Below are 23,166 nucleotides of genomic sequence, written 5' to 3' on the forward strand. Positions count from 1 at the left end.
AATAATGTATACACTTTTTGAATTACAAAGTCGGATTGAAAAAGCCATCGCTGCGATGGAATACCCAAATCATCCGAAGAACTTGTACACTCCCATCGCGTATATCATGAACCTGGGCGGAAAAAGATTACGCCCGGCACTGGTATTACTCGCTGCCGACTTGTTTAAAGGCGACATTGAGGAGGCTTTGCCTGCTGCATTAGCCATTGAAACCTTTCATAATTTCACCCTGATCCATGATGATATTATGGACAATGCACCCCTACGTCGGGGACAACAAACCGTACATGAAAAATGGGGCACTAACAACGCTATCCTGAGCGGCGACGTGATGATGGTAGAAAGTAACAAGCAACTAACCAAAGTGAAAGTAGAGGTTTTAAAAGATGTCCTTGATACTTTTAATGCCACTGCACAAGGCGTTTGTGAAGGCCAGCAGCTTGATATGGAGTTTGAACTTCGTGAGGATGTGGGCATTGCTGAATACATTGACATGATCAGACTGAAAACTGCAGTATTGGTAGGTGGAGCCATGAAAATTGGTGCCATCGTGGCGGGTGCCAGTAAAGAAGACGCCCAATTGATCTATGATTTCGGCGAAAATCTTGGCATTGCTTTCCAACTGCAGGATGATATCCTGGATGTATATGGCGATCCGGAGAAGTTTGGCAAACAAATTGGCGGTGATATTATAGCCAATAAAAAGACCTATCTCTTGCTGAAGCTGCAGGAATTAGCCGAACAGGAAGATAGGGCTGCTTTAGCTTCGCATGCATTAAACACCACTACCCTGCCCGATAAAATTGATAGCATTAAAGCATTGTATGATGAATACCAGGTGAAAGAATTGGCCTCCCAACAAATGCGCGAATATTTGGATAAAGCATTTGCGGCATTGGCAATGATCAAGGTTGCAGACGAGCAAAAGAAAGAATTGATAGGCCTTGCGAATGCATTGATGCATCGGGAGAGCTAAGTTATTTAACCTATAAAAAAAGGCCCCTGCAATATGCATAGGCCTTTTTTTATAGGTTAAATTTTATATTTCAATACCCGCAATGCATACTGGTTGGGGTCTAAGGCAAACTAATAATGCTGGTAATTGTTATCACAAAAATTCATTTATGAAAGGTTCGAAAATTAAAGTACTCTTTTTTGACGTCGGTGGGGTTTTGTTGAACAATGGTTGGGGGCATCAATCCCGAAAGCTAGCTGCTGAGCAATTTGGGCTCCATTATGAGGAAATGGAAGTGCTCCATAACTTCATTTTTAATGTTTATGAAATTGGTAAGATCACCTTAGACGATTACCTGGATACTGTTGTGTTTAACCATCCAAGAACCTTTACTAGACAAGAATTTAAGGACTTTATATTTTCGCAGTCTGTTGCTTTGCCAGATTTTTTGCCCTGGCTAAAAGAATGGAAAAGGACTTGTGGCTTCAGGGTGATATCAATAAATAATGAAGGCAGGGAGATCAATAATTACCGCATACAGAATTTTGGTTTACATGATTGTTTTGACGCCTTTATTTCTTCCTGCGAAGTGGGCATGCGGAAGCCTGATCCTGGAATTTTCAGCTTAGCCATGGGAATTGCACAAGTCACGCCTGAAGAATGTATTTACTTTGACGACCGGCAAATGATTATACAAACTGCTCAACAGCTTGGGATCCGTAGTTATCATCATCAGGACTTTTTAACGACCAAACAGATCCTGGAAGAGTATCGTTCATAAAGTTACTATAAACAAAAGAGGCGATCACATGTAGTGATCGCCTCTTTTGTTTATGTTGTTTAGAATAACTTATTCTGCAGGTGCAGCTTCAGCTTCTACCACTGGAGCAGTTTCAACAACTGCAGCAGGTAAGATAGAAACGTAAGATTTGTTATCTTGTTTCTTTTTGAAAATTACTGTACCATCTACTAGAGCGAATAAAGTATGATCTTTTCCAATACCTACGCCTTTATCAGGATGGTGTTTTGTACCACGTTGACGTACTATGATGTTTCCAGAGATAGCGGATTGACCGCCAAAGATTTTAATACCTAAACGCTTGCTATGCGATTCACGTCCGTTCCTGGAACTACCGGCTCCTTTTTTATGTGCCATGATTTATATTTTATTAACTACCGTATTATTTGGTAATTGATGTTTAACAATAATTATAAACTGATACCAGAGATCTGGATTTTAGTGAAATACTGACGGTGTCCGTTTTTCTTTTTGTAACCTTTTCTACGTTTCTTTTTGAAAACGATAACTTTATCACCTTTTAAATGAGACACGATTTTAGCTGTAACAGTTGCGCCAGTTAATGCAGGAGTTCCTACAGAAATTGTACCACCATCTTCAACCAACAATACATTGTCAAATTCAATACTAGCGCCTTCATCTCCTTGTAAACGGTGTACAAAAAGGTGCTGGTCTTTTGCAACTTTGAATTGCTGTCCTGCTATATTTACTATTGCGTACATTGTTAAATAATTATTATTTTAAATTGTTTATTTTATTGAGGTGCAAATATAGAATTAATTATTCTAATATCAAATGATTTAGTTATTCTTACTATATCTTTCTTCTGCGTCATTAATGGCATCTGCTACAAGGGTGCGCATTTGCGTAGCCACACTCATCAATTTAGGGATATCCTGGTAATCGCTCATGATGATTACTTTCTTTGATTTGCGCTTGTAGTTAAATTGTAACTCATAGCGTAATACTTTGCCCGAAGTGAGGTCTGCACCCCGGTTGGCAATCTCATCAGGAAAATTCCACAAGCCAAGTTCATTGGCCTTGTTATGCAAATAAATGATGTCGTTCTTTCTTAGTTTTACATTGGTTTTAACCAGTGAATCCTGTGCATTAAGGTAATGGTATTCGCCAGTAGCAGAATCGTAACTATTTTCGAGCACTTCACCTACACCCCACTTATATTGCAGCGATACAAATTCTGTTGACTTAAATGGTGCATTCTTGATCATGGGTCTATAGTAGATGACACAATAGATCAAAAAAGGCACTATAATCGACGCTGCTAAAAATATCTTCTTCCCTCTGGAACTCATCTTTGTTTGTTTTTACTAAAATTAAAGTTAATCTGTAGGTCCGGTAAGCTCTCCCTCCCACTTGCTCACCACGGCTGTTGCTAAGCTGTTACCTATCACATTGGTTGCCGATCTTCCCATATCCAATAAAGGATCAATACCAATGAGCAAGGCTAAACCAGCTTCCGGAATGTCAAAGGTAGCAATTGTACCTGCAATTACCACCAATGAGGCACGTGGAACGCCCGCAATACCTTTACTTGTTAACATTAAAATAAGCAACATGGTTACTTGTTGCTCAAAACTAAGGTGGATGCCATAGGATTGTGCAATAAACAAAGAGGCAAAAGTCATATATAACATGGAACCATCCAGGTTAAAGGAGTAACCGAGCGGTAATACAAAACTTACAATTTTATCTTTACACCCGAAGCGCTCCAGTTGAAGCATAGTTTTAGGATATGCCGCTTCGCTACTGGCCGTACTAAAAGCAAGTAACACTGGCTCCTTCATTCTGTTAATCAGGTTAAATACCCGATTTTTAAGGATAATAAAACCAATAAAGATCAGGATAATCCAGAGCAATAACATAGTGGAATAAAACTCTCCAATAAATAAAGCATAGGTAGACAATACACTCAAACCTTGTTTAGCGACGATGGCAGCCATGGCGCCAAATACTGCAAAAGGTGCGAAGTTCATCACATAACCTGTTACCTTTAAAATTACGTGTGCGACGGCATCAAAAAATTTAATAATAATTTGTCCTTTTTCCCCTATGGCAGCTGTTGCAACACCAAAGAATAAAGAGAAAACTACGATCTGCAGAATCTCATTGGTGGCCATCGCTTCGGTCATACTTTTTGGAACAATATGCGAAATAAAGTCCTTCATCGATAAAGCTACTTTTTTGATTCCGGTATCTACGTTATCCGGAGGCAGTGGCAGGTTCATTGCTTCTCCTGGCTTAAAAATGTTCACCATAATTAAACCTAATACCAGCGATAACAATGACGCACTTAGAAACCAAAGCATGGTTTTACCTCCAATACGGCCAACTGCTTTAATATCTCCTACCTTCGCTACCCCAACTACCAGCGTAGTAAAAACAAGCGGAGCCACAATCATTTTTATTAACCGCAGAAAAATATCACTGAGTAAGGTGAGCGGCTCTAGTTTTTTCTCTCTAATTTGTTCGTTATCTACACGTATTTTTAAAGCAGCCTGACGTTCGGCTGTTAAATCGGTGAAAGCGACACTTGTTGAATCTTTTACCTGTAAAATCTGACCATCTAGTTTTTTTACTGCAATTTCAGCGTTTAAAATATTTTCATTGTAAGTACGCAGGGAATTCACATTTAAGTAATACCCTAGCCCTACGCCTAAAATCAAAGCTAAAAAGATAAAAAACGTTAACCTGTTTTGTTTAGACATCTATCCTTAATAATGTTTATAAGGCCGTAAAACTACAATAATTAAATTATTCCGTATACATTGTTTAAAAAGGAATTTAATTCGCATTTTAGGTGTAACAAACCCCAATAAAATACTTCTAACGCTATATAACGCCTTATACGTGGAACAAAAAGACCAGTTATTCAAGCAAATCTTCGACGCAAACTCCAAAAAAATATTTCATTTATGTTATGGATATACGGGTGATAAGGATTCTGCAAACGATTTGTTACAGGAAACGTTTCTTAAGGTATGGCAAAACCTCGATAAATTCAGAAACAAATCACTAATCTCTACCTGGATTTACCGGATAGCGGTTAATACGTGTTTAACTTACCTAAGATCAGAAAAAAGACAGGCGAAAGAAGAATTGACCGAAAACATTATTGAAAGCAAACCTGAAGAGTTCTCTGAAAAAAATGAACAGGTGGCCCTGCTTTATCAATCCATCGCAAAACTGGAAGAAAACGATCGTTTAATCATTACCATGGTGCTCGACGACCTTCCCTATCATGAAATAGCTGATATATCGGGCATTAGCGAAGGAAACCTGCGGGTAAAAATTCACCGCATTAAACAAAAACTGACAGAATTATACAATCAACATGCAAGAATTTGAAGATATAAAATCGCTATGGCATAACCACACCGTGGAGGTAAAAATCTCCTCCGGTGAAATGCTGCAGCAAGTTAAAAAAGAAGTCAACAGCATCCGCACTAAATCCTTGTTTAACATCATAGGGATGGGATTGTCTTTTGTGGCGATCGCGTGTTTGTGGTTGTTTTTCGACTTTAATTCCTGGACTACCCATGCAGGTATTACCATCTTGATTACCGCTATCGCCGTTTATACCTTTATTTTATATCGAGGTCACCGGTTGATAACTGAAACTGATTTCACGGCCAACCCGCATGATTTCCTTACTGGACTCCGGGTTTACCAAGTAAGCCGTTATAACTTATATAACCGTTTATTCTGGATATACATGATTGCACTTTGTGTGGGTAGTGCCTTGTTTTTCTTTGAGGTACTTTCTTATTTTAGCTTTTGGAAACAAGCCCTGGTCGTAGTATTATCCTTTGGATGGCTCATTTTCTGCTCCACTATCGTGCGTAATATTGTCATTAAAAAAGAAAAAGAGCGCATAGCGCTCTTAATCGAAAAGTTTGAAAGAATTAGTGCCCAGTTCAAAGAACAAACGCATCAACCATAATTATTCTTCTATTTCATCTACAGAAAAACTATTACCACTTAATTTGTATTGCAACATCTTTAGGGCACCCGCTTTCTGCGTGGTGTCCTCACTGTTTACAATTGGAAAAGAACGGAATAAATCACCATTTTTAATAATGAATTTGTCGTTACCTGCATAACTCTTTTTTATCCTGCTACTCAGCCCTGGAAAAGAAATCTTCTGGAAGCTATTGCGGCTATATTCATAAACATGCAAATCATGTTCGGTTTTATTCACCACAAACTCAATATAAACTTCCGGGTTTCCATCATTATCCAGGTCCATGTTCCAGGCATCAGAAATAATCCCTGCTCTTTCATTAGCTAAAGATTTAAAATCATTTTTAACAGAATCAGAAAGCAGAATCAAGTAGCCACCAACACTGTCTACTCCTTTGCCCCAACTTAGCACCTCAAAAGTAAGTCCGGGTCTAACCGGAACTTCTTTGTAATAAGGAAAAGGACCAGGTTTTTCTTCCACGATTTCTGTTGCTGGACCGGCAGTAGCCTTATCGTCCTGTTCCGATGAACACGAAAACAAGAATAACGCAGCAGCTGCCATAAAAAATGATCTCATCTTTAAATATCTCATTGTTGTGTTGTTAATCTTACTAATTTAAATGAAATGGATTGGCCATACAACTGCAATCCTAAACAATATTACTTCGCAGGTTTTACACTAGCAGCGCCATTATTAAAAATCGTCTCTGTAACTACACTATGTTTACCAGAAGAGGTTACAACGATGGTATTTAACACGCGCTTTTCCCCTTTTGCCAAATTAAACTTTAATGGTGATACATAAAGTGTAGAATATGCTGAGGGGCGGGTACCATCTAATGTATAATACATTTTAGCATTAGGCATCGGTGTTTTTAGTTCTAAGTTTACACGATCACCATCCACTACGCCATCAGGCTGGCCAATTGGCGTAGGAACCCAGTATTGGGTGTTGGTTTTATCTAATCGAGCTAAGTGCAGAGGCAAACGTTCTTCTGTAAAGTTCTTCATGTCTTTACGGTCCAGTTGAGTCCAGGCAATTTCAGCCAAAGCAAACATCCTTGGTAGGATATGGTATTCCACTTTTTCAGGTGTTTTAATATATTCTGTCCATAAATTAGCCTGAACACCAATGATATATTTGCGTTCGTCTGCAGTTAATACTCCAGGAATAGGATCGTAACTGTAGATCTTACTGAATGGTGCAAAACCACCAATATTTGTAGGCTCATCTGCTGATTTAGACTGTGCATGGTCCAAGTACAAACCATTGGTCGCAGGTGTCATAATTACATCATGTTTCTGTTGGGCGGAAGCAATACCACCTTCAACCCCTCTCCAGGACATTACAGTGGCGTTTGGCGCTAAACCACCTTCTAAAATCTCATCCCAGCCAATAATCGAACGACCTTTGCTGTTAACAAATTTTTCCATTCTCTGAATAAAATAACTTTGCAAACCGTGCTCATCTTTCAGGTTATTATCTTTAATAAATTTTTGGCAAAATGCCGATTCCTTCCAGTAGTCTTTAGGGCATTCATCACCACCAACATGAATATATTTTGAAGGAAACAAAGCGATTACTTCTTCTAAAACATTCTCCAAAAATTTAAAGGTATTTTCAGTAGGCACAAACACATCCTGGAAAACTCCCCAGGTTTGTTGCACCTGTTTTCCGTTTCTAGAGCCTGCCCATGGCGTTTTAGTATCAATTGGGGTAGCGCGATCAGGGAAACAACTTAACTCCGGGTAAGCGGCAATAGCAGCAGAAGCATGACCCGGCATTTCAATTTCTGGAATTACATTAATATACTTCGTAGCGGCATAGGCAATCACTTCTTTCGCCTCGGCTTGCGTATAAAAACCTTTGTACTCCTGATCATCATTAGCAACGCCTGGATAATGACCTATGATTGTACCGTTACGTACTGCACCAACAGATGTCAGTTTTGGGTATTTTTTAATTTCAATCCTCCAGCCTTGATCATCGGTTAGGTGCCAGTGAAAATTATTCAATTTATATTGAGACATCATATCGATAAACTTTTTGATAAAAGAAACCGGGAAATAATGTCTAGCCACATCTAAATGCATTCCACGGTATTTAAATCTCGGGTAATCGTTAATTTCAACAGTCTGGATACTGAAACTTTCACCTGTTTTAGCAGGTATCATTTGCATGGCTGATTGTACACCATAAAAAAGACCAGCACCTTTTCCGGTAACTTGAATCTTATTTGCGGTAACAGAAATTTTATAACCTTCTGCAGGCAGTTGATCTGCACCTTCAGTGGTTAACACGATTGCTTTTTGATTGCCATTTACACTTTTGGCTTCCCGTAAGGCAAATCCACCCTGGGCAGCAATATAAGCGTTCAGTAAGTCGGCCACATTATTGGTTTCCGGCTGCGCCGCAACCATAACAACTGTTTTGTCTAAAACAAAGGTTCCGTTAGTTTTTTGTACCGAAACCGGTGCGGGGATAATACCAACATTGACATCTTGCTGTGCGAAAACAGGGATGGCCAAAGCGGCTAATAAAATACATGATAAAATCTTTTTCATATAATGGTTAAGTTGAATGAAGCCACCAATATAAACATAAAGGGCGGATCCCCGATAAGGAATCCGCCCTTTTTATAACAGCTAGACAGCTTAAATGCTTAACACATCTTCTTTTGCAGCCAGGTAACGTTCGGCATCTAAAGCAGCCATACAGCCTGAACCAGCAGCAGTTACCGCTTGACGGTAATAATGATCCTGTACATCTCCACAAGCAAAAACACCTTCTACATTAGTCTTGGTACTTCCCGGAACCGTAATCAAATAACCCGTCTCATCCATTTCTAACCAGCCTTTGAAAATATCAGTATTTGGTTTATGGCCAATGGCTACAAAGAAACCTTCCACCTGTAAATCCTGCTCCAAACCTGTTTGGTTATTTACCACACGCAAGCCAGTAACATTTTTACCGTTACCCAAAACTTCTTTAGCTTCAGTATTGTAAATCACTTCTATATTCGGCGTATTTAAAACGCGGTGAACCATAGCTTTAGAAGCCCTAAACTCATCGCGACGCACTAACATATACACTTTGTTGCACAATTTAGCTAAATAGGTAGCCTCTTCCGCAGCCGTATCTCCAGCCCCAACAATGGCAACATCCTGGTTTTTAAAAAAGAATCCGTCACAAACTGCACAAGCAGATACGCCAAATCCATTATATTGACTTTCACTAGGTAGACCCAACCATTTAGCAGTAGCTCCCGTTGAAATAATTACGGTATCAGCGGTAATGGTTTTAATTTCATCAACCACAACTTTATGCGGTAAACTTGAAAAGTCTACAGAACTTACATAGCCAAAACGGATATCTGTTCCAAAACGCTCCGCTTGTTTTCTAAAATCTTCCATCATTTCCGGGCCCATTACACCAAGAGGGTAACCTGGAAAATTATCTACATCAGTAGTTTGCGTAAGCTGTCCGCCAGCTTCCATACCCGTATATAAAACTGGCTTTAAATCTGCTCGTGCAGCATAAATGGCAGCTGTATACCCAGCAGGTCCTGATCCGATAATCAGGCATTGAACGTGTTCTATCTCTTGAGTCACTTGCGACATATATATTCTTTATTTTTAATGCAAATTTAAGGATTAAAGCCTAAATAAGGTAATCCTTAACAGTAATGTGATCTTAGCGTTATAATTTGGGTTTTTGTTGTTGTTCTTCTCTTAACTGGCGTTTAGTTTTCTTTTCGACAGATAACACCTGATCATCCTTATAGGTAGTCACCTTTAACCCTCCGTCAGTCACCCATTTTCCATTACGTTTTCCGGCAAGAAACTGCCCTGTTTCTACAAGGTCTCCATCACGATCGAAAGATTTAAAAGGTCCGTTTAACAACCCTTCTTCATAATTAACCACATTTTTTACCGAACCGTCTACATAATAGCTAATCCATTGTCCATGTTGTTTACCCTGAACAAAATTACCCGACATCGTGACATACCTTTCCTTACCCTTAGTATACACTTCCAACTGGCGAAATCCTTCATTAGGATCCACCCAGTCGTAATACACAAATTTACCCTCCGGAATTTGTAAGCTGCTGTCACTAAACGCACCTGTAGTCATCATGCAACCCTCGCTATCGTATTTTTTAAATGCCCATAACTTCTCGCCACTTAGATAGCCATAAATACCATAACTAGCCGCCTGGGTAGAATCGGTTGTTACTCGGTCTTTCTCATCAAAATAAACTTTTCTCACTTGCCCAAAGCCTGAAAAGGAAATCAGGATAAAGATCAACAGGATATATATTTTGTTCATATACAAAAATATCAAACTATGTTTGAATAATTCCAACATTAAATGCCTTTTTTATGGGCGACTGGTTAGCGGCCTCAATACCCATAGAAATCACTTTTCGTGTTTCTACCGGATCGATGATGCCGTCAACCCATAAGCGCGATGCGGCATAATAAGGGGTTGTTTGTTTGTTGTACCGATCAGTAATCTCTTTTAGCAATTCGGCCTCTTTTTCAGGTGTAATCACTTCACCTTTTGCTTTTAACGATGCTTCCTGAATTTGCAGCAGCGTTTTGGCTGCCTGTGATCCACCCATAACAGCAATTTTAGCACTTGGCCAGGCATAAATTAACCGGGGGTCGTACGCTTTTCCGCACATTGCATAATTTCCTGCTCCATAAGAATTACCGATGATGATGGTAAACTTAGGCACCACCGAATTGGCCACCGCATTAACCATTTTTGCACCATCCTTAATGATACCTCCTTGTTCAGATCTACTACCTACCATAAAGCCCGTTACATCCTGCAAAAATACAAGTGGTATTTTCTTTTGGTTGCAATTCATAATGAATCGTGCTGATTTATCCGCGCTGTCTGAATAGATGACACCACCAAATTGCATCTCTCCTTTTTTAGATTTCACCACCTTACGCTGGTTGGCAACAATACCCACTGCCCAACCATCAATTCGCGCTAGGCCGCAAATAATGCTTTGACCATATTCCTTTTTATACTCTTCCAGCGCTGAATCATCAACCAATCTCTTGATCAATTCCACCATATCATAAGGTTTTTCCCGATTTTCAGGGAGCAAGCCATATATTTCGGCTACCGGGAAGTTAGGTAAGGCAGGTTTAATGCGGTCGAACCCCGCTACCTGCGGGGCACCCAGCATGCTCATGATTTTCTTAATGCTATCTAAGCAGGCCTGGTCATTAGGATGTTTATAATCCGTTACGCCTGATATTTCGCAGTGTGTGGTAGCGCCACCTAAAGTTTCATTATCCACATCTTCACCTATTGCCGATTTTACAAGGTATGAACCTGCTAAAAACACCGAACCCGTGCCTTCTACAATCATAGCTTCATCACTCATAATAGGTAAATATGCACCACCTGCAACACAGGAGCCCATAATCGCCGAGATTTGCACAATACCATCTGCCGACATCATGGCATTATTGCGAAACATACGACCGAAATGTTCTTTATCAGGAAAAATCTCATCTTGCATGGGTAGGTATACCCCGGCACTATCAACCAGATAGATAACCGGCAGACGGTTTTCCATGGCAATTTCCTGTGCTCGTAAATTCTTTTTAGCGGTCATCGGAAACCAGGCTCCCGCTTTAACTGTAGCATCGTTGGCTACAATCATGGCCTGGCGACCAGATACATAACCTATACCACAGACTACACCTGCCGATGGGCAACCACCCTGTTCGGCATACATATCTTCGGCAGCAAGCGCACCAACCTCCAGAAATTCAGTATCCGGATCAATTAAATACGCGACGCGCTCCCGGGCTAGCATTTTCCCTTTGGCCTTTTGTTTAGCAGCACTCTTTTCGCCACCACCGGCATATATTTTTTGAAGGCGGCTTTTTAAAGCATAGACCGCCTGTTTATTTAGGTCTTCGTTTTTATTGAATTCAATGTTCATGGCACAATGTAAATCTAATTTTAAATAAACTATAGTCTGAATTAGGATTCAGTATGGTTACGGTAATTTAGCATATCCCAGCCATTCTACTTGTGCCCTCTCTTTAATAAAATGAGTCTTGCCATTTGTTAATACATATAGCTGATCACTCACGTCCATCACATCATGATACAGATGATCCGTTAAAAGAATGCCCTTATTGCGCTTTCCCTCTTTTATCCAGGTCTTCACTAATTCAATCCAAAGCGGGCTCAGCATAGAGAATGGTTCATCCAACAAGGCAAACTGGCCAGGCGTTTTAAGTACCAGGTATATTTCTACCAGCCGCTTTTGCCCGCCAGACAATTCATCAAATTTAGACAAGTACCTATCTCCAAACTCTGGCATACTTTCGACCAGTGGATCAAAGGCTACCTGGAAATCCGAAAAATTCCTTTTTATAGTCAAGCCATTAGGAATAAAGTTAAACTGAGGTAGGTAAGCCACCAATTGGTGCACCTGAAAAGCACTGGCAACCCACAAACCATCTGCCCTAACGGATTGGCTTTGCGCCTTTTTACTTCCGTAAATAATATTCATTAAGGTAGATTTGCCCATGCCATTGCGGCCCAATAAACCGGTTATACTTCCAGTCTCACACTTAATATAAACATCCGACAAAATCTTCCATTCCCCATATTGCAGTTGTACACCGTCAGCTTCCAGGGTATGTATCATCTTACTACATTTGTTAACACCATTAGCAAAACGAATACAACAAAATCGAAACCTAAGGTGCAGGCGAAGAGCTTAAACTTTGAAAGGCCTAGGTTACGGTAATAATAAAACTCCTTATGTTTATAGGAACTAACGTACCAGGAAAAAACCCCCATCGTAATGATTTTAAACCACAGGATAATTGCTGCAGCTCCTGGCCCAAGTTCATAAAACATGGCCATGGATACAAGGGTGATAATGACCGATACGAGGCAGAAATTAAGGTAAAACCGATAAAGCAGGTTTAAATTTCTTCCATTTAAATAAGAGGTAAATAACATGAGGAGCGAGATAAGTTAACGAAAATTTACTTAGACCAGGACGGTTCCCGGACCGCCCATGTGATTTAATTTACTCACAAACAAAGCAGCCATTAAAGCCGCCCTTTTCTTTGTATCCATAGCCATTTCGCCTTCAAAATTTGCATCGATCGTTTCATTAAACAATAGCAGCCAGCGGTCGAAATGAGTTTGGTTAATGCGCAACGAGGCATGTTTGGCAAAAGGATTCCCTTTAAAACCAGGAACACTAAATAAGGCAGCATTCCAAAATTGATACATTCTTTCCAGGTGTGGCGTCCAATCTTTAATCACCCCATTAAATACTGGCCCAATTAAATCATCATGCTGCACTTTATAGTAAAATTCATTCACAAAAAGCACTATATCATCTAAACCCTTAATATCTGGTTTCATAAGTTGCAGGTTTGTTTAATCTCTGAATTCATCAAGGGTTCTAATGCGATTATCTCCGGGAAAGGACTTTAAAAAGGAAATATCTTGTCCATTTTTAACCCAGCTACAGGTGGCTTGTACCCATTTATAGATAGCTGCATTCACCATCGGCAAGCTCGGTGGAAGGGCTTGGGTGAAGTTCTCCCCTGTTGTGTAATGAACCTGGTAAAATGCTGATGGCACTAGAAAAACGAGAGTTTGCCGATTAGAGGACTGTATAAAAAAATCACCCTGAATTCTCTCATTCGGGTTTTGCCTTTTAATCAGGTATACCCTGGCATTCACATTGGTTACGAAATAATCATTATTAACCAGGTAACCACTACTACCTACAGCCTTTACACCACGGGTAATATTTTTATCTCGCTTACCATTTGACGCACGGTATAATCGGTTAACTTGCAGCTGACCATCTTTTACGGCTATAATAAAAAATGGGGCTACCAAACCTGAGCGGTCTGCAATTTGCACAAGCATAGCTGTTTGTTGCGTATTAATAAATTTGGCAAAGGAAAATTCTTTATGGATTGATTCCGGATCCCTTTTGTCCAATTGTATGCGTACAGTGGTATCACCAAACTTTACACCAAAGGTTTCTTGTTCATCCGCAGTTGCTGGAGCATTTGCCGGAGGAGTAAATTTAACAAGCACTAACTTGACATCTGTTTCTTTAGGATGGAAGTTAAAATCAGTGTTAGCCGCAATCACTTGCGGAACATAGGTTACTTCATTTTTATTGGATTGGCACCTAAAGAAAACAAAGGAAATAAAGATTAAAGCAAATATGGGTTTTATCATAAGGTGGCAAAAAAAGGAGAGTTCGTTAACATCCATAAAAATAGCAGAATTTTTTGAACTACAGAGATGTTAACTTAAAAGATAAACTATAACAAGCTTAAAAATCATTTTATACATCTCACTGCGATACTTCCCCTCTCCTATTTAATCTTTTTTCTTCCGCTCTTCCTTAGGAAATGTATAATAGACATTACTGTAATATTCTTCTTCTTGTACCGGCTCGCTGTAGGCGCATGCCAGTTTACTTTGAGTTTCTATATTTAATCAAATCGCGAATTGTAATGTTGCTTTCGAAAAGAAGGAAGTTATTCTTTTTTTAGCAATAGCTTTTCTATGTCAGGCATATATGATAAACCTATCGGCAACTCCTTATCCTGTAACCATACACTTCGCTTATCAACTTTACTAATTCTGCTAAGTGAAACAATATAAGATCGGTGAATTCTGATAAAAAAACCTTTAGGGAGAATTGATTCCGCTTCCGTCATGGTCATTCTGGTCGTCACTAGTTTGTTTACGAAAAAGAAATTCAAATAATTACCTATGCTTTCCAAATATAACAATGCAGAGAGTTCAACTTTTACCTGTTCATAACCACTTTTAATGAATATGGAGGGTAGGTGATCAGGCAAATTGTTAATACTATTTAAGCGCAGTTGATGGAGTGCTGCGGCTTTGTGGCATGCTTTAACAAAACGTGAAAACGAGAACGGCTTTAATAGATAGTCGACAGCATCCAATTCAAAACTTTGTACAGCATGTTCCTGATAAGCAGTACTAAAAATGATCATTGGAGGATTAGTAAGAGATTTTAAAAATTCTATCCCTGATAATCCCGGCATTTTAACATCTAAAAAGATAAGATCAATTTTGTTCACACTTAGGTATTCAAGTGCATGCAGAGGCTTGGTAAAGCTATTTTTTATTGCGATAAAGGGAACATCAACAGCTAAGTTTTTGATGACTTCAATCGCAAATGGTTCATCATCAATAATTATTGCTTTCAGCATAATTCCAGGTTTAAATTGACCGTTCACTATTAGACCCTACTTTAATTTCAGAAATATATTCATTTTCAATAATACCATGACTAAACACATAGTCGTTTTTATAGAAAATCTCTAAACGCTCTTTAACATTTTGAAGCCCTATTCCTGAATGATGTTTTTCAGGATCTTGAAGCTGTTCTTTGTGATAACTGTTAGCCACCCTAAAACGGATAGACTGATCATCACAAGTCAGCAGAATATTAACCCATGATGCTGATTCAAAGTTGATACCATGTTTGAAAGCATTTTCTACTAATGGCACAAACAACATAGGTACTATTTTTAGGTTTTCAACATCTTCAGCAAAATCTGCTGTAATTTTCACCTGTTCATCAGCAGATATTCTGAGTTCTTGCATGGAAAGGTAATTTTTAATGTATGCGATTTCATTTTTCAAGGGGATAAAGTCGTGGTGGTTATCATCTAACATAAAACGCATCATATCACCTAGTTTTTGTATCCCTTCAGCAGTCCTCTTTGACCCATCCAGTAGTGCAACGCCATAAAGGTTATTTAAAGCATTAAAAAGAAAATGTGGGTTTATCTGTGATCTCAACAACTGTAGGTCGGCGGTTGATTTAGCCAGCGCTTTATGTGTACCTCTATATTCATTAATCTGATCCTTTTGCTGTAAATAAATAAACCAGGTTATAGGTGTAAAAACAAACAATTGAAAGGCCCAATTAGACAACCAGGTACTCATGAATGTTCCATGATCAGGAAAAAACCATAGTGCAACAGGAAATGAAAAACCTAAGGTGGCAATCAACAATTTTAATGAAATTGGAAGGATGAGTTTTGGTGTTTCATCTATTTGATTAAACAGGATATAGGTATTTATAAAATAGATAGGAATACAGGAGGTTGCAAAAATGAAGTAAGTGCTATAAAAACTACTTTCACTAATAACCTGAAAGGTAAAAAGGCATAATGGAACACAAAAGTAAATGCAAATAAATGTCGATACCTGATTGCTAATTAAAATACTATAGTTTTTTTGATTTGACAAATTCTCTAGTTTATAGACTACATATTCCCTAAGGGCCGCGTAAAGCATGTATATGAGCATCATCCTTAACGCCCTGTCAAAACCTTGCAAAAGATGCAGCATTGGCACATCATTATAACCAAGAATGGAGAGCAAACCAAAACCACCATAATTGAACCAGGACGGATGAGCATAAAATGTAGCTACATTCACGCTTAAGCAAAGGATAAGCGAAAGAAAGGCGATTTGGAAAAACACCCATACGTAATTAACTAGAGATTTCTTTTTGGTGTTTCTAAAATAAGGAATCGTAATTAGATTCAACCAAAGATGAATACCAAATAAAGTTAATACTACCCATAATTTAGGATAAAGCACATTAGGTAAATAGCTAAATTCTAAAGCGTGTTGTTGGTAAATCTCAATCAGTTCAGCCATCCCTTGACTGGAGATCACAATTGCATTCCGTATGTAACTAAAGGCGGCCAGCGCAGTTAGCAATGAAGCAATTAAAATTTCATGTTTTCTTAATCTTACCTGCATGTCATAAATATTTATGCAATGGTAAGTATTCTAGTTTCTCCGTTTTTAGAAATGTGACAGAACGATAAATAACGGGACGGATACTAATTCGACCCATTTTGACCTCCAGCCTGGCCATTAGCTTCGCCTTGCTTCAAGTCATCATTAGTCACACCCCGCTTTTTCTTAGGTGCTTGTGGACCGAAGTTCGTTTTACCAAAATTGTAAGCAAAGCTAAGTCCGAAAGACCTGAAGGGAACTGAAAAGCTACTACTTTGTGTAAGTGGCCCGCTATTAATTTTGCTCTCAAAATCTTTATAGTCCTTAAATGGTTGCGTAATATTCAGGCCAAGTGTTCCACGCTTTTTCAGGACATCTTGTTTTACACCTATTACCCACAAATTGAAAGCAGGGTTTGTACCCTGGAAAGTTCTCCTGGCAGAGTTTTGCATCATAAATGTTTCTGCATTTAGTGTTGGGCTCAACTTAACAGTCCCACTTACAAAAGCATTATATTGAATATACGTTGATTGTTTACCTTGCTGTAAATTACTTACGATTTGAGGTTTATAGGTAAATGCATTCAGATTTCCTCTCAAAGTAAGGATATTAAACAGTTTTACCGATCCAAAAAAACTAAACCCAATAGAATTATTATTTCCTACATTCAGGAAATTGGTTAAAGATACATCACGGGTAACTTCATTGCCTTCATTATCAACAGTTGTAAAAGGTACCGTGCTCACAAAACTTTCAATAATGTCGTCTGTCCTGCGGTAATACACGGAAGCATTGATCACAGAAGATTTGACAAAAGTGGAATAATTAAACTCGATGGTCTGTCCTATTTCTGGAGACAACTCTGGATTCCCTTGGCTCTGATTCAATGGATTGCTTGTGTTCAGGAAAGGGTTCAAATACTGCAAGCTAGGTCGTTGTATACGTTTGCTATAACTCAACTTAATGGTTTGCGTTGGCGTTAGTGTTTTTGCTATGGCAAGGCTAGGTACAAAATTAAAATAGTCATTCTTAAAAGGCATTAAGCCGCTCGTTGTACTTCCAGAACTTCCATCTATTTTCGTGTTTTCTACACGTGCACCTGCTAACACAGTCAATCCATTACTCAGGCTAGTGGTCAATAATCCATAAGCTGAATATACATTTTGCCCATAGTCATATTCATTTGAGGTGGTGGCGTTAAATACATATTGTCCTGATTCATTTGGGTTATAAAAATCATAATCACTATTGATCTCGCGGATGATGGTCTTTGCTCCGGCTTCCACCTTAAACACTTTATTAATTGGCAATACATAATCGCCCTGAATCGTATATTCGTTATTCGTACCCAGATTTGTGGCCTGTTGATTTTGCGTAAAGGCAGAGTATTCAGACAGGTAATCCACATCAGCGGTACCATGTGTCCACTGCGCGGCAATACTTATTTCTTCGCCTTCTCTTTTAAATTTATGCGTAAAGTCGTTGTTCCAGTCAAAGTTGGAAAAGCTATTTTTATTATTATTTATAGCCGTGTAATTAACTAAGCCATTGGTAGGTGAAAAATTACTGTTGGTGGTAGTGCCTTTATTTTCGAATTCCCCGCCCCGCTTACTAAAGGATGATGAGAAACTGTTGTTGTCATTGAAATCATAACCCAGTGAGGCCGCAGCAGTAAGGAAATGGCGATTAGAATTGCTTTCCCCGTTGGACGAAGAAGTGGTGCCAAGCTCCGAATTTGAACTTTCAAAAGATGTGTAAGTCGTTTGCGGCCAACCTGTATTATAACCAACATTAGCGGTGAGGCTAAGCTTATTTTTATTGAAGTTTATATTGGCATTTCCATTATTTTGTCTTGTACCTACTCCAGCACTCACTGAACCACTCACTCCAGAAACCTCTTTCTTTTTAGTGATGATATTGATTATTCCCGCCGAACCTTCTGCATCATATTTAGCCGATGGAGAAGTAATGACTTCAATATTTTTAATTTGATCTGAAGGCATAGACTTGAGCACATCAGCTGCATTTGTGGTTAGTGCCCCAGAAGGTTTACCATTAATCAGTATTCTAACATTTTGACTTCCTCGTAAAGCAACATTACCGTCCATATCAACCGAAACCATCGGAACTTTGCGCAAAATATCGGTCGCATTACCACCGGCACTGGTCACATCTTTCTCTGCATTAAATACCAGTTTATCAATCTTGTTTTCAATTAATGCCTGCTGCCCCGTAATCTGCACCGCTTCCAACAAATTAGCCGTTGGAGAAATGATAACATTTCCTAGGTTTCTATCCAATTGACCAGCAGTCAAAACGATAGCGAGAACGTTTTTGACCTTGTATCCTATATAATTCACCTGAAGTCGATATTCTCCTGCCTGGACGTCCGTTACCCTAAAACTCCCCTTTTCATCAGTCAGATCACCACTCACCGGGGTCGTTGATCCGTTTTTAAAAAGACTCACTGTCGCATAATCAATAGGTTGCTTGCTTATCGAATCAATCACTATCCCAGATACCGTTCCGCCTGCAGCCATTGGCCTTGTGTTTGGGCCAGGAGTCTGTGCGCGAACTGCCGTCCAACCCAGCACTAACAAGAGCGTTAACAGCATCGTTGTTTTTATAAAACTTATTAATCGTCCTTCTATTTTGTTACCAGCGGGAGTCTGCATATTTGCCATCTTTAAAACAAATCAACGCAATTGCAAGCATCATAAATTAGCGAATAGACCGTTGACGCTTAAAAGTCGACAGAATCAACATTTTGATCGACAGCGCTATAGCTTGATGTATAAATAAATATAAGATATTTGAGGACCATGACTTCAGCAATTAAAGGCTTCAGGAATAAGCTCCCTTCCGTTCACTATATCATTGTTGCGGCACTGCTGGTGCTCACTTTTTTTCCATTAACCTGGCCAGTGCAATTGCCTGTCGAGTTTTGGATAAAACAGGTATTGATCAACTTGATATGGGCTTCACTATTCTATGCAAATTACTTTGTTTTCACCCCTAAGCTTTTATACAACCACCGCACAGGTAGTTTCGTACTGTTGGTTATGATAACAATCATTGCTGTTGTTTTCCTAAATAATTGGTTAGATGATTTCTTAGGATTACCACAGGCGATGGACAAAATATTCGCACCTGAAGGCCCCAAACACATAGAGAAACAAGATCATTCTGGATCCTATATCACCATTATTATGGCCATGATCATTTATGGCGTAAGTACAGTAGTGGCCTTGTCAAAAAAAATGCAAAATGATCAACTCACCTTCCAGGCGACTGAAAAGGAAAAGATAAGTTCAGAGTTATCCTTACTTAAATCACAGATCAATCCACACTTTTTCTTCAATACGCTTCACACCATATATGCGCTTGCCGACAACAATACGGGTACGGCTAAAGATGCCATTTACACCTTGTCTCACATGATGCGCTATGTGATTTATGATACAAAGAATGACCTGACCAGCCTGGAGAAAGAAATTAAGTTTATAGAAGATTACATCCTATTGATGAGGTTAAGGCTCAATGAAAATGTTCAAGTCATTTTCGAAAAGCAAGCAGGCATGAAAGATTACGAAATAGCACCTATGCTGCTGTTACCATTCATCGAAAACGCATTCAAACATGGCGTAAGCACCATTCATCAAAGTTATGTCTATATTGATATCAGTCAGCTAAATGATCAGGTGAAAATTATGATCAAAAATTCGCTATTTGAAGCCAGCGAACACCTTGAAGATAGCAATGGAATTGGATTGACAAATACTAAACGGCGATTAGATCTACTATACCCTAATAAACACAGCCTACATGTTGAAAATAATACTGATTTAAAAGAATATACAATTACCTTAATCCTGAATTTCCAATGAAAATTAATTGTATTGCTGTTGATGATGAGCCTTTTGCATTATCCTTGATCAGTTCATATATTGAAAAAACACCTTTCCTAAACTTAGTAGCAGGCTTTTCAAACGGTGTGGCAAGCTTGAAAGCTATACACGAATATCCTTCCATACAACTCATTTTTTTGGATATCAGGATGGCCGACCTAAGTGGAATAGAACTAGCCAGGATTATTGAGCAATCAGGTCGCAAAAAGAGCATAAGAATTATCTTTACCACAGCCTATGATCAATATGCTATGGAAGGTTATAAAGTTGATGCGCTGGATTATCTTTTAAAACCATTTAATTTTGTAGACTTCACCCGTGCTGCAACAAAAGCATATGATTATTTTAACATGCTGCATTTTAGTTTAACTCCAGATAAACCAAGTGAATCCACAAGGATACAAGAAAAAAAATACATCTACCTGAAAGTGGATTCTCAACTCCAAAAAGTTGATACAGCCGATATTCTCTACATCGAAGGACTCAAAGATTATGTTAAACTATTTTTGAAAGGACTAGACAAGCCGCTGCTTACCTTATCAAGCTTAAAAAGTCTTGAAGATAAGCTTCCCACTAACACATTTTTAAGAATACACCGGTCTTTTATTGTTGGCGTTGAACACATTAAATCTGTTACAAAAAATTCTGTCCAGATTCAAGAGACTACAATACCCGTGACAGAACAGTATAAGCTTGGATTTACTGAATTTTTAAAAAACTGGGTGTAAGGCAACAACCTTTCATCGTAAATCACCTACATACTATGTTGTTTCCAACTATGGTAACTCATCTCTAATTTAATTTCACCATTGGGATAACTACCGACTGAAGTCCAGCCTTGAAGTTGGTAGAACCGCTCTGCTCGGGTATTTTTAGAGGTACCTAATACCACATTGTTTTTAGTCTGCTCAAAATACCAGTTAATCATTTGTCTGTGTAATTCCTTTCCAATCCCTTTTTCTGCAAATTCCGGATTTACAAACAAAGCCCAAACGCTTTTATCCCGAAGGTCTATGATAGAGAACCCTACAACATTGCCATTTACTTCACATACCCAACCCTTCCCTTTTTCATTAAGGTAAAATGCAACATCCTCGTCCGTCACCAGATCAGGGCTACTTAACATATTCTCCTTAACCAGGTGCCTAACTACTTGCATCTGCTTAATGTCCGAAAATTCTGCAGCTCTAAATATGGTGTTCATGATTTTAAGAAAACAAATTACCTCTACTTTAATTGTAAATCATCAGTAGGGATAATTTCATAAGGGTTTTAGTGAGTGTACACTAATATAATAACAAACTTAATAATCAATTTATGGGTTGGACCCCTTCATACCATTCAGTAATATACTCAGATACACTTTCCCAACCTGGCTCTCCACAAATAAAGTGACTTTTACCTTCAAAAATTTTCACATCTACCCGGCTATTAGCGTCACTGTACCGGCTGGCTATTTTCCGGGTAAGACTGGAAGGAAATATATGGTCACTGCCACCTCCAATAAATAATAATGGTGCATGAGGCTTCTTGAAATCTATGTTTGAAAACGAATCTAAAACAAGTTGCCGACTAACCTTATAACTTTCAGGTACAGCAAATTTTTCAAATGCTTTTTCTTTTTCTGCAATGGATATTGTATTAAAAAATGAATAATCGTACCATTTACGACTTCCCATAAAATGGCTTTTGAAAGAAAAGAAGCCAAAGGCTGGTAACACAGTTTTTAGTGTTTGAAATGGTGGGAAAACATTTTTCGGTGGTGCGCCGTCAATGTTTACACCTGCCACTACTTTTCCCATTTCTACCAGCTTTAATACAGCCATACCCGCCATAGAGTGACCAATAATTAAAGGCTTCTCTGGGAGGGTATCAATTAAACTAACCACATTATTCACTACATCTTTAAAGCCGGTTTTAATCAGGTCAGGATGAAGCCTGGCCCTTAATTCTGCAGGATTACCTTCGTGGCCAGGGTTTGCCGGTGTATAAACATTAAAACCCTTTTGCTCAAAATATCGTTTCCAATCAGTCCAGGTGTTGTTATTAACAAAATTTCCATGAATAAGTATTATAGTTTTTGAACGCGCCATAGCCTTTATATTTTAAAATGATAAGATTCAAAGTGGACGTTTACTTAGGATGCTAAGTACTGCCTAAAATAATAATTTTATCTCTTTATTTAACTATACCACAGTCGTTTACGACTATTTTAATTTGCTATTTCATTTGAATGATAATTACATCGTCCTAAAGCACGAAATTGGCTTATTGCAGAAAAAAAGATAGGCTAGTTTCCCCTATAAGTTGAATAGCCAAACGCTGATAGTGTTATTGGAACATGATAATGATTTTTATCTTTTATTTGAAAAACCACTTCAATAAAAGGATAGAAACTTTCTACATCATTTCTTTTAAAATAATCGCTAGTCATATACGTCAGTTTATATATACCCAGGTTTGATGGATCAGCATTTAAAAAATCAGAAATTCTGCCATTTTCATCCGTTGCCTTTTCATCTATAAACAACCAGTGTTTTGTCTGTTCGTTATATTTTTCCAATTTAATGGTTACTCCAGTTGCTGGTGTTCCTTTTGACACATCTAAAATATGACTGGAAAGCTGATAATTGGTTTTTTGGGCGAAAGTACTCAGGGTAAACATTGCCAGAATGAGTGTTAATGATAAATTTTTCATAAG

At 38.6% G+C, this 23,166-nt stretch carries 24 protein-coding genes; 6 read left to right on the forward strand and 18 right to left on the reverse strand.

Translation table 11 applies throughout. The features are described from left to right. Nucleotides 1-4 precede the first annotated feature (4 nt). Both IWX76_RS04180 and IWX76_RS04185 read left to right on the forward strand, forming a co-directional pair. Nucleotides 5-976, forward strand: a complete 972-nt coding sequence (locus tag IWX76_RS04180; protein WP_196858607.1) for a polyprenyl synthetase family protein — start codon at nucleotides 5-7, stop codon at nucleotides 974-976. A gap of 148 nt (nucleotides 977-1,124) precedes the next feature. Beyond that, on the forward strand, nucleotides 1,125-1,736 hold the full coding sequence (locus IWX76_RS04185; RefSeq protein ID WP_196858608.1) for an HAD family hydrolase: 612 nt from the start codon (nucleotides 1,125-1,127) through the stop codon (nucleotides 1,734-1,736). 69 nt (nucleotides 1,737-1,805) lie between these two features. On the opposite strand, the gene rpmA is transcribed toward IWX76_RS04185, so the two are convergent. The 4 genes from rpmA to IWX76_RS04205 form a co-directional block, all read right to left on the reverse strand. Continuing rightward, nucleotides 1,806-2,111: a 50S ribosomal protein L27 gene (rpmA, locus tag IWX76_RS04190; protein WP_196858609.1), complete on the reverse strand. Its 306-nt coding sequence runs from the start codon at nucleotides 2,109-2,111 to the stop codon at nucleotides 1,806-1,808. Between the two features lie 53 nt (nucleotides 2,112-2,164). Continuing rightward, on the reverse strand, nucleotides 2,165-2,476 hold the full coding sequence (gene rplU, locus IWX76_RS04195) for a 50S ribosomal protein L21 (protein WP_196858610.1): 312 nt from the start codon (nucleotides 2,474-2,476) through the stop codon (nucleotides 2,165-2,167). A 78-nt stretch (nucleotides 2,477-2,554) separates the two neighbouring features. Continuing rightward, complete coding sequence (locus IWX76_RS04200; RefSeq protein WP_334641185.1) at nucleotides 2,555-2,983, reverse strand: hypothetical protein; 429 nt, start codon at nucleotides 2,981-2,983, stop codon at nucleotides 2,555-2,557. A gap of 111 nt (nucleotides 2,984-3,094) precedes the next feature. Continuing rightward, nucleotides 3,095-4,480 carry a dicarboxylate/amino acid:cation symporter gene (locus IWX76_RS04205; RefSeq protein WP_196858612.1) on the reverse strand — a complete coding sequence of 462 codons (1,386 nt, stop codon included), beginning with the start codon at nucleotides 4,478-4,480 and terminating at the stop codon, nucleotides 3,095-3,097. 142 nt (nucleotides 4,481-4,622) lie between these two features. On the opposite strand from IWX76_RS04205, the gene IWX76_RS04210 reads away from it, so the two are divergent. Both IWX76_RS04210 and IWX76_RS04215 read left to right on the forward strand, forming a co-directional pair. After that, nucleotides 4,623-5,120, forward strand: coding sequence for an RNA polymerase sigma factor (locus IWX76_RS04210; RefSeq protein ID WP_196858613.1), 498 nt, complete (start codon nucleotides 4,623-4,625; stop codon nucleotides 5,118-5,120). Next, on the forward strand, nucleotides 5,107-5,715 hold the full coding sequence (locus IWX76_RS04215) for a hypothetical protein (protein WP_196858614.1): 609 nt from the start codon (nucleotides 5,107-5,109) through the stop codon (nucleotides 5,713-5,715). The genes IWX76_RS04210 and IWX76_RS04215 overlap by 14 nt, the downstream gene beginning before the upstream one ends. Here the strand turns inward: IWX76_RS04215 and IWX76_RS04220 are convergent, their stop codons facing one another. The 11 genes from IWX76_RS04220 to IWX76_RS04270 all read right to left on the reverse strand — a co-directional run bounded on the left by IWX76_RS04220 (nucleotide 5,716) and on the right by IWX76_RS04270 (nucleotide 19,232). After that, nucleotides 5,716-6,312 (reverse strand): hypothetical protein, encoded by a 597-nt coding sequence (locus IWX76_RS04220; RefSeq protein WP_334641187.1) that lies wholly within the window; start codon nucleotides 6,310-6,312, stop codon nucleotides 5,716-5,718. It lies immediately after the preceding gene. An 83-nt stretch (nucleotides 6,313-6,395) separates the two neighbouring features. Continuing rightward, nucleotides 6,396-8,300, reverse strand: a complete 1,905-nt coding sequence (locus tag IWX76_RS04225) for a beta-N-acetylhexosaminidase (RefSeq protein ID WP_196858616.1) — start codon at nucleotides 8,298-8,300, stop codon at nucleotides 6,396-6,398. A 90-nt stretch (nucleotides 8,301-8,390) separates the two neighbouring features. Continuing rightward, nucleotides 8,391-9,347, reverse strand: coding sequence for a thioredoxin-disulfide reductase (gene trxB, locus IWX76_RS04230; protein WP_196859032.1), 957 nt, complete (start codon nucleotides 9,345-9,347; stop codon nucleotides 8,391-8,393). Between the two features lie 88 nt (nucleotides 9,348-9,435). Beyond that, a complete protein-coding gene (locus IWX76_RS04235) occupies nucleotides 9,436-10,065 on the reverse strand; it encodes a toxin-antitoxin system YwqK family antitoxin (protein WP_196858617.1) in 630 nt (209 codons plus the stop codon). A 16-nt stretch (nucleotides 10,066-10,081) separates the two neighbouring features. Continuing rightward, complete coding sequence (locus IWX76_RS04240) at nucleotides 10,082-11,710, reverse strand: acyl-CoA carboxylase subunit beta (RefSeq protein ID WP_196858618.1); 1,629 nt, start codon at nucleotides 11,708-11,710, stop codon at nucleotides 10,082-10,084. Between the two features lie 57 nt (nucleotides 11,711-11,767). Beyond that, nucleotides 11,768-12,427 carry an ATP-binding cassette domain-containing protein gene (locus IWX76_RS04245; protein WP_196858619.1) on the reverse strand — a complete coding sequence of 220 codons (660 nt, stop codon included), beginning with the start codon at nucleotides 12,425-12,427 and terminating at the stop codon, nucleotides 11,768-11,770. A 350-nt stretch (nucleotides 12,428-12,777) separates the two neighbouring features. Then, nucleotides 12,778-13,161: a group III truncated hemoglobin gene (locus IWX76_RS04250; protein WP_196858620.1), complete on the reverse strand. Its 384-nt coding sequence runs from the start codon at nucleotides 13,159-13,161 to the stop codon at nucleotides 12,778-12,780. A 15-nt stretch (nucleotides 13,162-13,176) separates the two neighbouring features. Continuing rightward, the gene (locus IWX76_RS04255; protein WP_196858621.1) at nucleotides 13,177-13,998 is read right to left on the reverse strand and encodes a hypothetical protein; all 822 of its coding nucleotides are present in this window, start codon (nucleotides 13,996-13,998) and stop codon (nucleotides 13,177-13,179) included. A gap of 305 nt (nucleotides 13,999-14,303) precedes the next feature. Then, nucleotides 14,304-15,008: a LytR/AlgR family response regulator transcription factor gene (locus tag IWX76_RS04260; protein ID WP_334641191.1), complete on the reverse strand. Its 705-nt coding sequence runs from the start codon at nucleotides 15,006-15,008 to the stop codon at nucleotides 14,304-14,306. Nucleotides 15,009-15,018: 10 nt separating this feature from the next. Then, nucleotides 15,019-16,578: a sensor histidine kinase gene (locus tag IWX76_RS04265; RefSeq protein WP_196858622.1), complete on the reverse strand. Its 1,560-nt coding sequence runs from the start codon at nucleotides 16,576-16,578 to the stop codon at nucleotides 15,019-15,021. Between the two features lie 83 nt (nucleotides 16,579-16,661). Then, nucleotides 16,662-19,232: a TonB-dependent receptor domain-containing protein gene (locus tag IWX76_RS04270; RefSeq protein WP_196858623.1), complete on the reverse strand. Its 2,571-nt coding sequence runs from the start codon at nucleotides 19,230-19,232 to the stop codon at nucleotides 16,662-16,664. Between the two features lie 147 nt (nucleotides 19,233-19,379). Here IWX76_RS04270 and IWX76_RS04275 point away from each other — a divergent pair, with 147 nt between their 5' ends. Together IWX76_RS04275 and IWX76_RS04280 are read left to right on the forward strand one after the other, a co-directional pair. After that, the gene (locus IWX76_RS04275) at nucleotides 19,380-20,444 is read left to right on the forward strand and encodes a sensor histidine kinase (protein WP_196858624.1); all 1,065 of its coding nucleotides are present in this window, start codon (nucleotides 19,380-19,382) and stop codon (nucleotides 20,442-20,444) included. After that, nucleotides 20,441-21,193: a LytR/AlgR family response regulator transcription factor gene (locus IWX76_RS04280; RefSeq protein ID WP_196858625.1), complete on the forward strand. Its 753-nt coding sequence runs from the start codon at nucleotides 20,441-20,443 to the stop codon at nucleotides 21,191-21,193. Before IWX76_RS04275 ends, IWX76_RS04280 begins: the two co-directional genes overlap by 4 nt. Nucleotides 21,194-21,219: 26 nt before the next feature. On the opposite strand, the gene IWX76_RS04285 is transcribed toward IWX76_RS04280, so the two are convergent. The 3 genes from IWX76_RS04285 to uraH all read right to left on the reverse strand — a co-directional run bounded on the left by IWX76_RS04285 (nucleotide 21,220) and on the right by uraH (nucleotide 23,163). Beyond that, nucleotides 21,220-21,669 carry a GNAT family N-acetyltransferase gene (locus IWX76_RS04285; RefSeq protein ID WP_196858626.1) on the reverse strand — a complete coding sequence of 150 codons (450 nt, stop codon included), beginning with the start codon at nucleotides 21,667-21,669 and terminating at the stop codon, nucleotides 21,220-21,222. A gap of 106 nt (nucleotides 21,670-21,775) precedes the next feature. Further along, the gene (locus tag IWX76_RS04290) at nucleotides 21,776-22,558 is read right to left on the reverse strand and encodes an alpha/beta hydrolase (protein WP_196858627.1); all 783 of its coding nucleotides are present in this window, start codon (nucleotides 22,556-22,558) and stop codon (nucleotides 21,776-21,778) included. 197 nt (nucleotides 22,559-22,755) lie between these two features. Beyond that, on the reverse strand, nucleotides 22,756-23,163 hold the full coding sequence (gene uraH / locus IWX76_RS04295) for a hydroxyisourate hydrolase (protein WP_196858628.1): 408 nt from the start codon (nucleotides 23,161-23,163) through the stop codon (nucleotides 22,756-22,758). Nucleotides 23,164-23,166 lie beyond the last annotated feature (3 nt).

Origin of the sequence: Pedobacter sp. CAN_A7 (genome assembly GCF_015752175.1) — a bacterium.
In the GTDB taxonomy this organism is placed as follows: Bacteria; Bacteroidota; Bacteroidia; order Sphingobacteriales; family Sphingobacteriaceae; genus Pedobacter.

Excerpts from the sequence above, each read along its gene's own strand:
- IWX76_RS04180 (WP_196858607.1), top strand. The coding sequence starts at position 5 with ATGTATACACTTTTTGAATTACAAAGTCGGATTGAAAAAGCCATCGCT.
- IWX76_RS04285 (WP_196858626.1), bottom strand. The coding sequence starts at position 21,669 with ATGAACACCATATTTAGAGCTGCAGAATTTTCGGACATTAAGCAGATG.
- IWX76_RS04270 (WP_196858623.1), bottom strand. The coding sequence starts at position 19,232 with ATGCAGACTCCCGCTGGTAACAAAATAGAAGGACGATTAATAAGTTTT.
- IWX76_RS04185 (WP_196858608.1), top strand. The coding sequence starts at position 1,125 with ATGAAAGGTTCGAAAATTAAAGTACTCTTTTTTGACGTCGGTGGGGTT.
- IWX76_RS04240 (WP_196858618.1), bottom strand. The coding sequence starts at position 11,710 with ATGAACATTGAATTCAATAAAAACGAAGACCTAAATAAACAGGCGGTC.
- IWX76_RS04225 (WP_196858616.1), bottom strand. The coding sequence starts at position 8,300 with ATGAAAAAGATTTTATCATGTATTTTATTAGCCGCTTTGGCCATCCCT.
- IWX76_RS04255 (WP_196858621.1), bottom strand. The coding sequence starts at position 13,998 with ATGATAAAACCCATATTTGCTTTAATCTTTATTTCCTTTGTTTTCTTT.
- IWX76_RS04235 (WP_196858617.1), bottom strand. The coding sequence starts at position 10,065 with ATGAACAAAATATATATCCTGTTGATCTTTATCCTGATTTCCTTTTCA.
- IWX76_RS04200 (WP_334641185.1), bottom strand. The coding sequence starts at position 2,983 with ATGATCAAGAATGCACCATTTAAGTCAACAGAATTTGTATCGCTGCAA.
- IWX76_RS04280 (WP_196858625.1), top strand. The coding sequence starts at position 20,441 with ATGAAAATTAATTGTATTGCTGTTGATGATGAGCCTTTTGCATTATCC.
- IWX76_RS04265 (WP_196858622.1), bottom strand. The coding sequence starts at position 16,578 with ATGCAGGTAAGATTAAGAAAACATGAAATTTTAATTGCTTCATTGCTA.
- IWX76_RS04205 (WP_196858612.1), bottom strand. The coding sequence starts at position 4,480 with ATGTCTAAACAAAACAGGTTAACGTTTTTTATCTTTTTAGCTTTGATT.
- rpmA (WP_196858609.1), bottom strand. The coding sequence starts at position 2,111 with ATGGCACATAAAAAAGGAGCCGGTAGTTCCAGGAACGGACGTGAATCG.
- IWX76_RS04220 (WP_334641187.1), bottom strand. The coding sequence starts at position 6,312 with ATGAGATCATTTTTTATGGCAGCTGCTGCGTTATTCTTGTTTTCGTGT.
- uraH (WP_196858628.1), bottom strand. The coding sequence starts at position 23,163 with ATGAAAAATTTATCATTAACACTCATTCTGGCAATGTTTACCCTGAGT.
- IWX76_RS04290 (WP_196858627.1), bottom strand. The coding sequence starts at position 22,558 with ATGGCGCGTTCAAAAACTATAATACTTATTCATGGAAATTTTGTTAAT.
- IWX76_RS04260 (WP_334641191.1), bottom strand. The coding sequence starts at position 15,008 with ATGCTGAAAGCAATAATTATTGATGATGAACCATTTGCGATTGAAGTC.
- IWX76_RS04215 (WP_196858614.1), top strand. The coding sequence starts at position 5,107 with ATGCAAGAATTTGAAGATATAAAATCGCTATGGCATAACCACACCGTG.
- rplU (WP_196858610.1), bottom strand. The coding sequence starts at position 2,476 with ATGTACGCAATAGTAAATATAGCAGGACAGCAATTCAAAGTTGCAAAA.
- IWX76_RS04275 (WP_196858624.1), top strand. The coding sequence starts at position 19,380 with ATGACTTCAGCAATTAAAGGCTTCAGGAATAAGCTCCCTTCCGTTCAC.
- IWX76_RS04245 (WP_196858619.1), bottom strand. The coding sequence starts at position 12,427 with ATGATACATACCCTGGAAGCTGACGGTGTACAACTGCAATATGGGGAA.
- IWX76_RS04250 (WP_196858620.1), bottom strand. The coding sequence starts at position 13,161 with ATGAAACCAGATATTAAGGGTTTAGATGATATAGTGCTTTTTGTGAAT.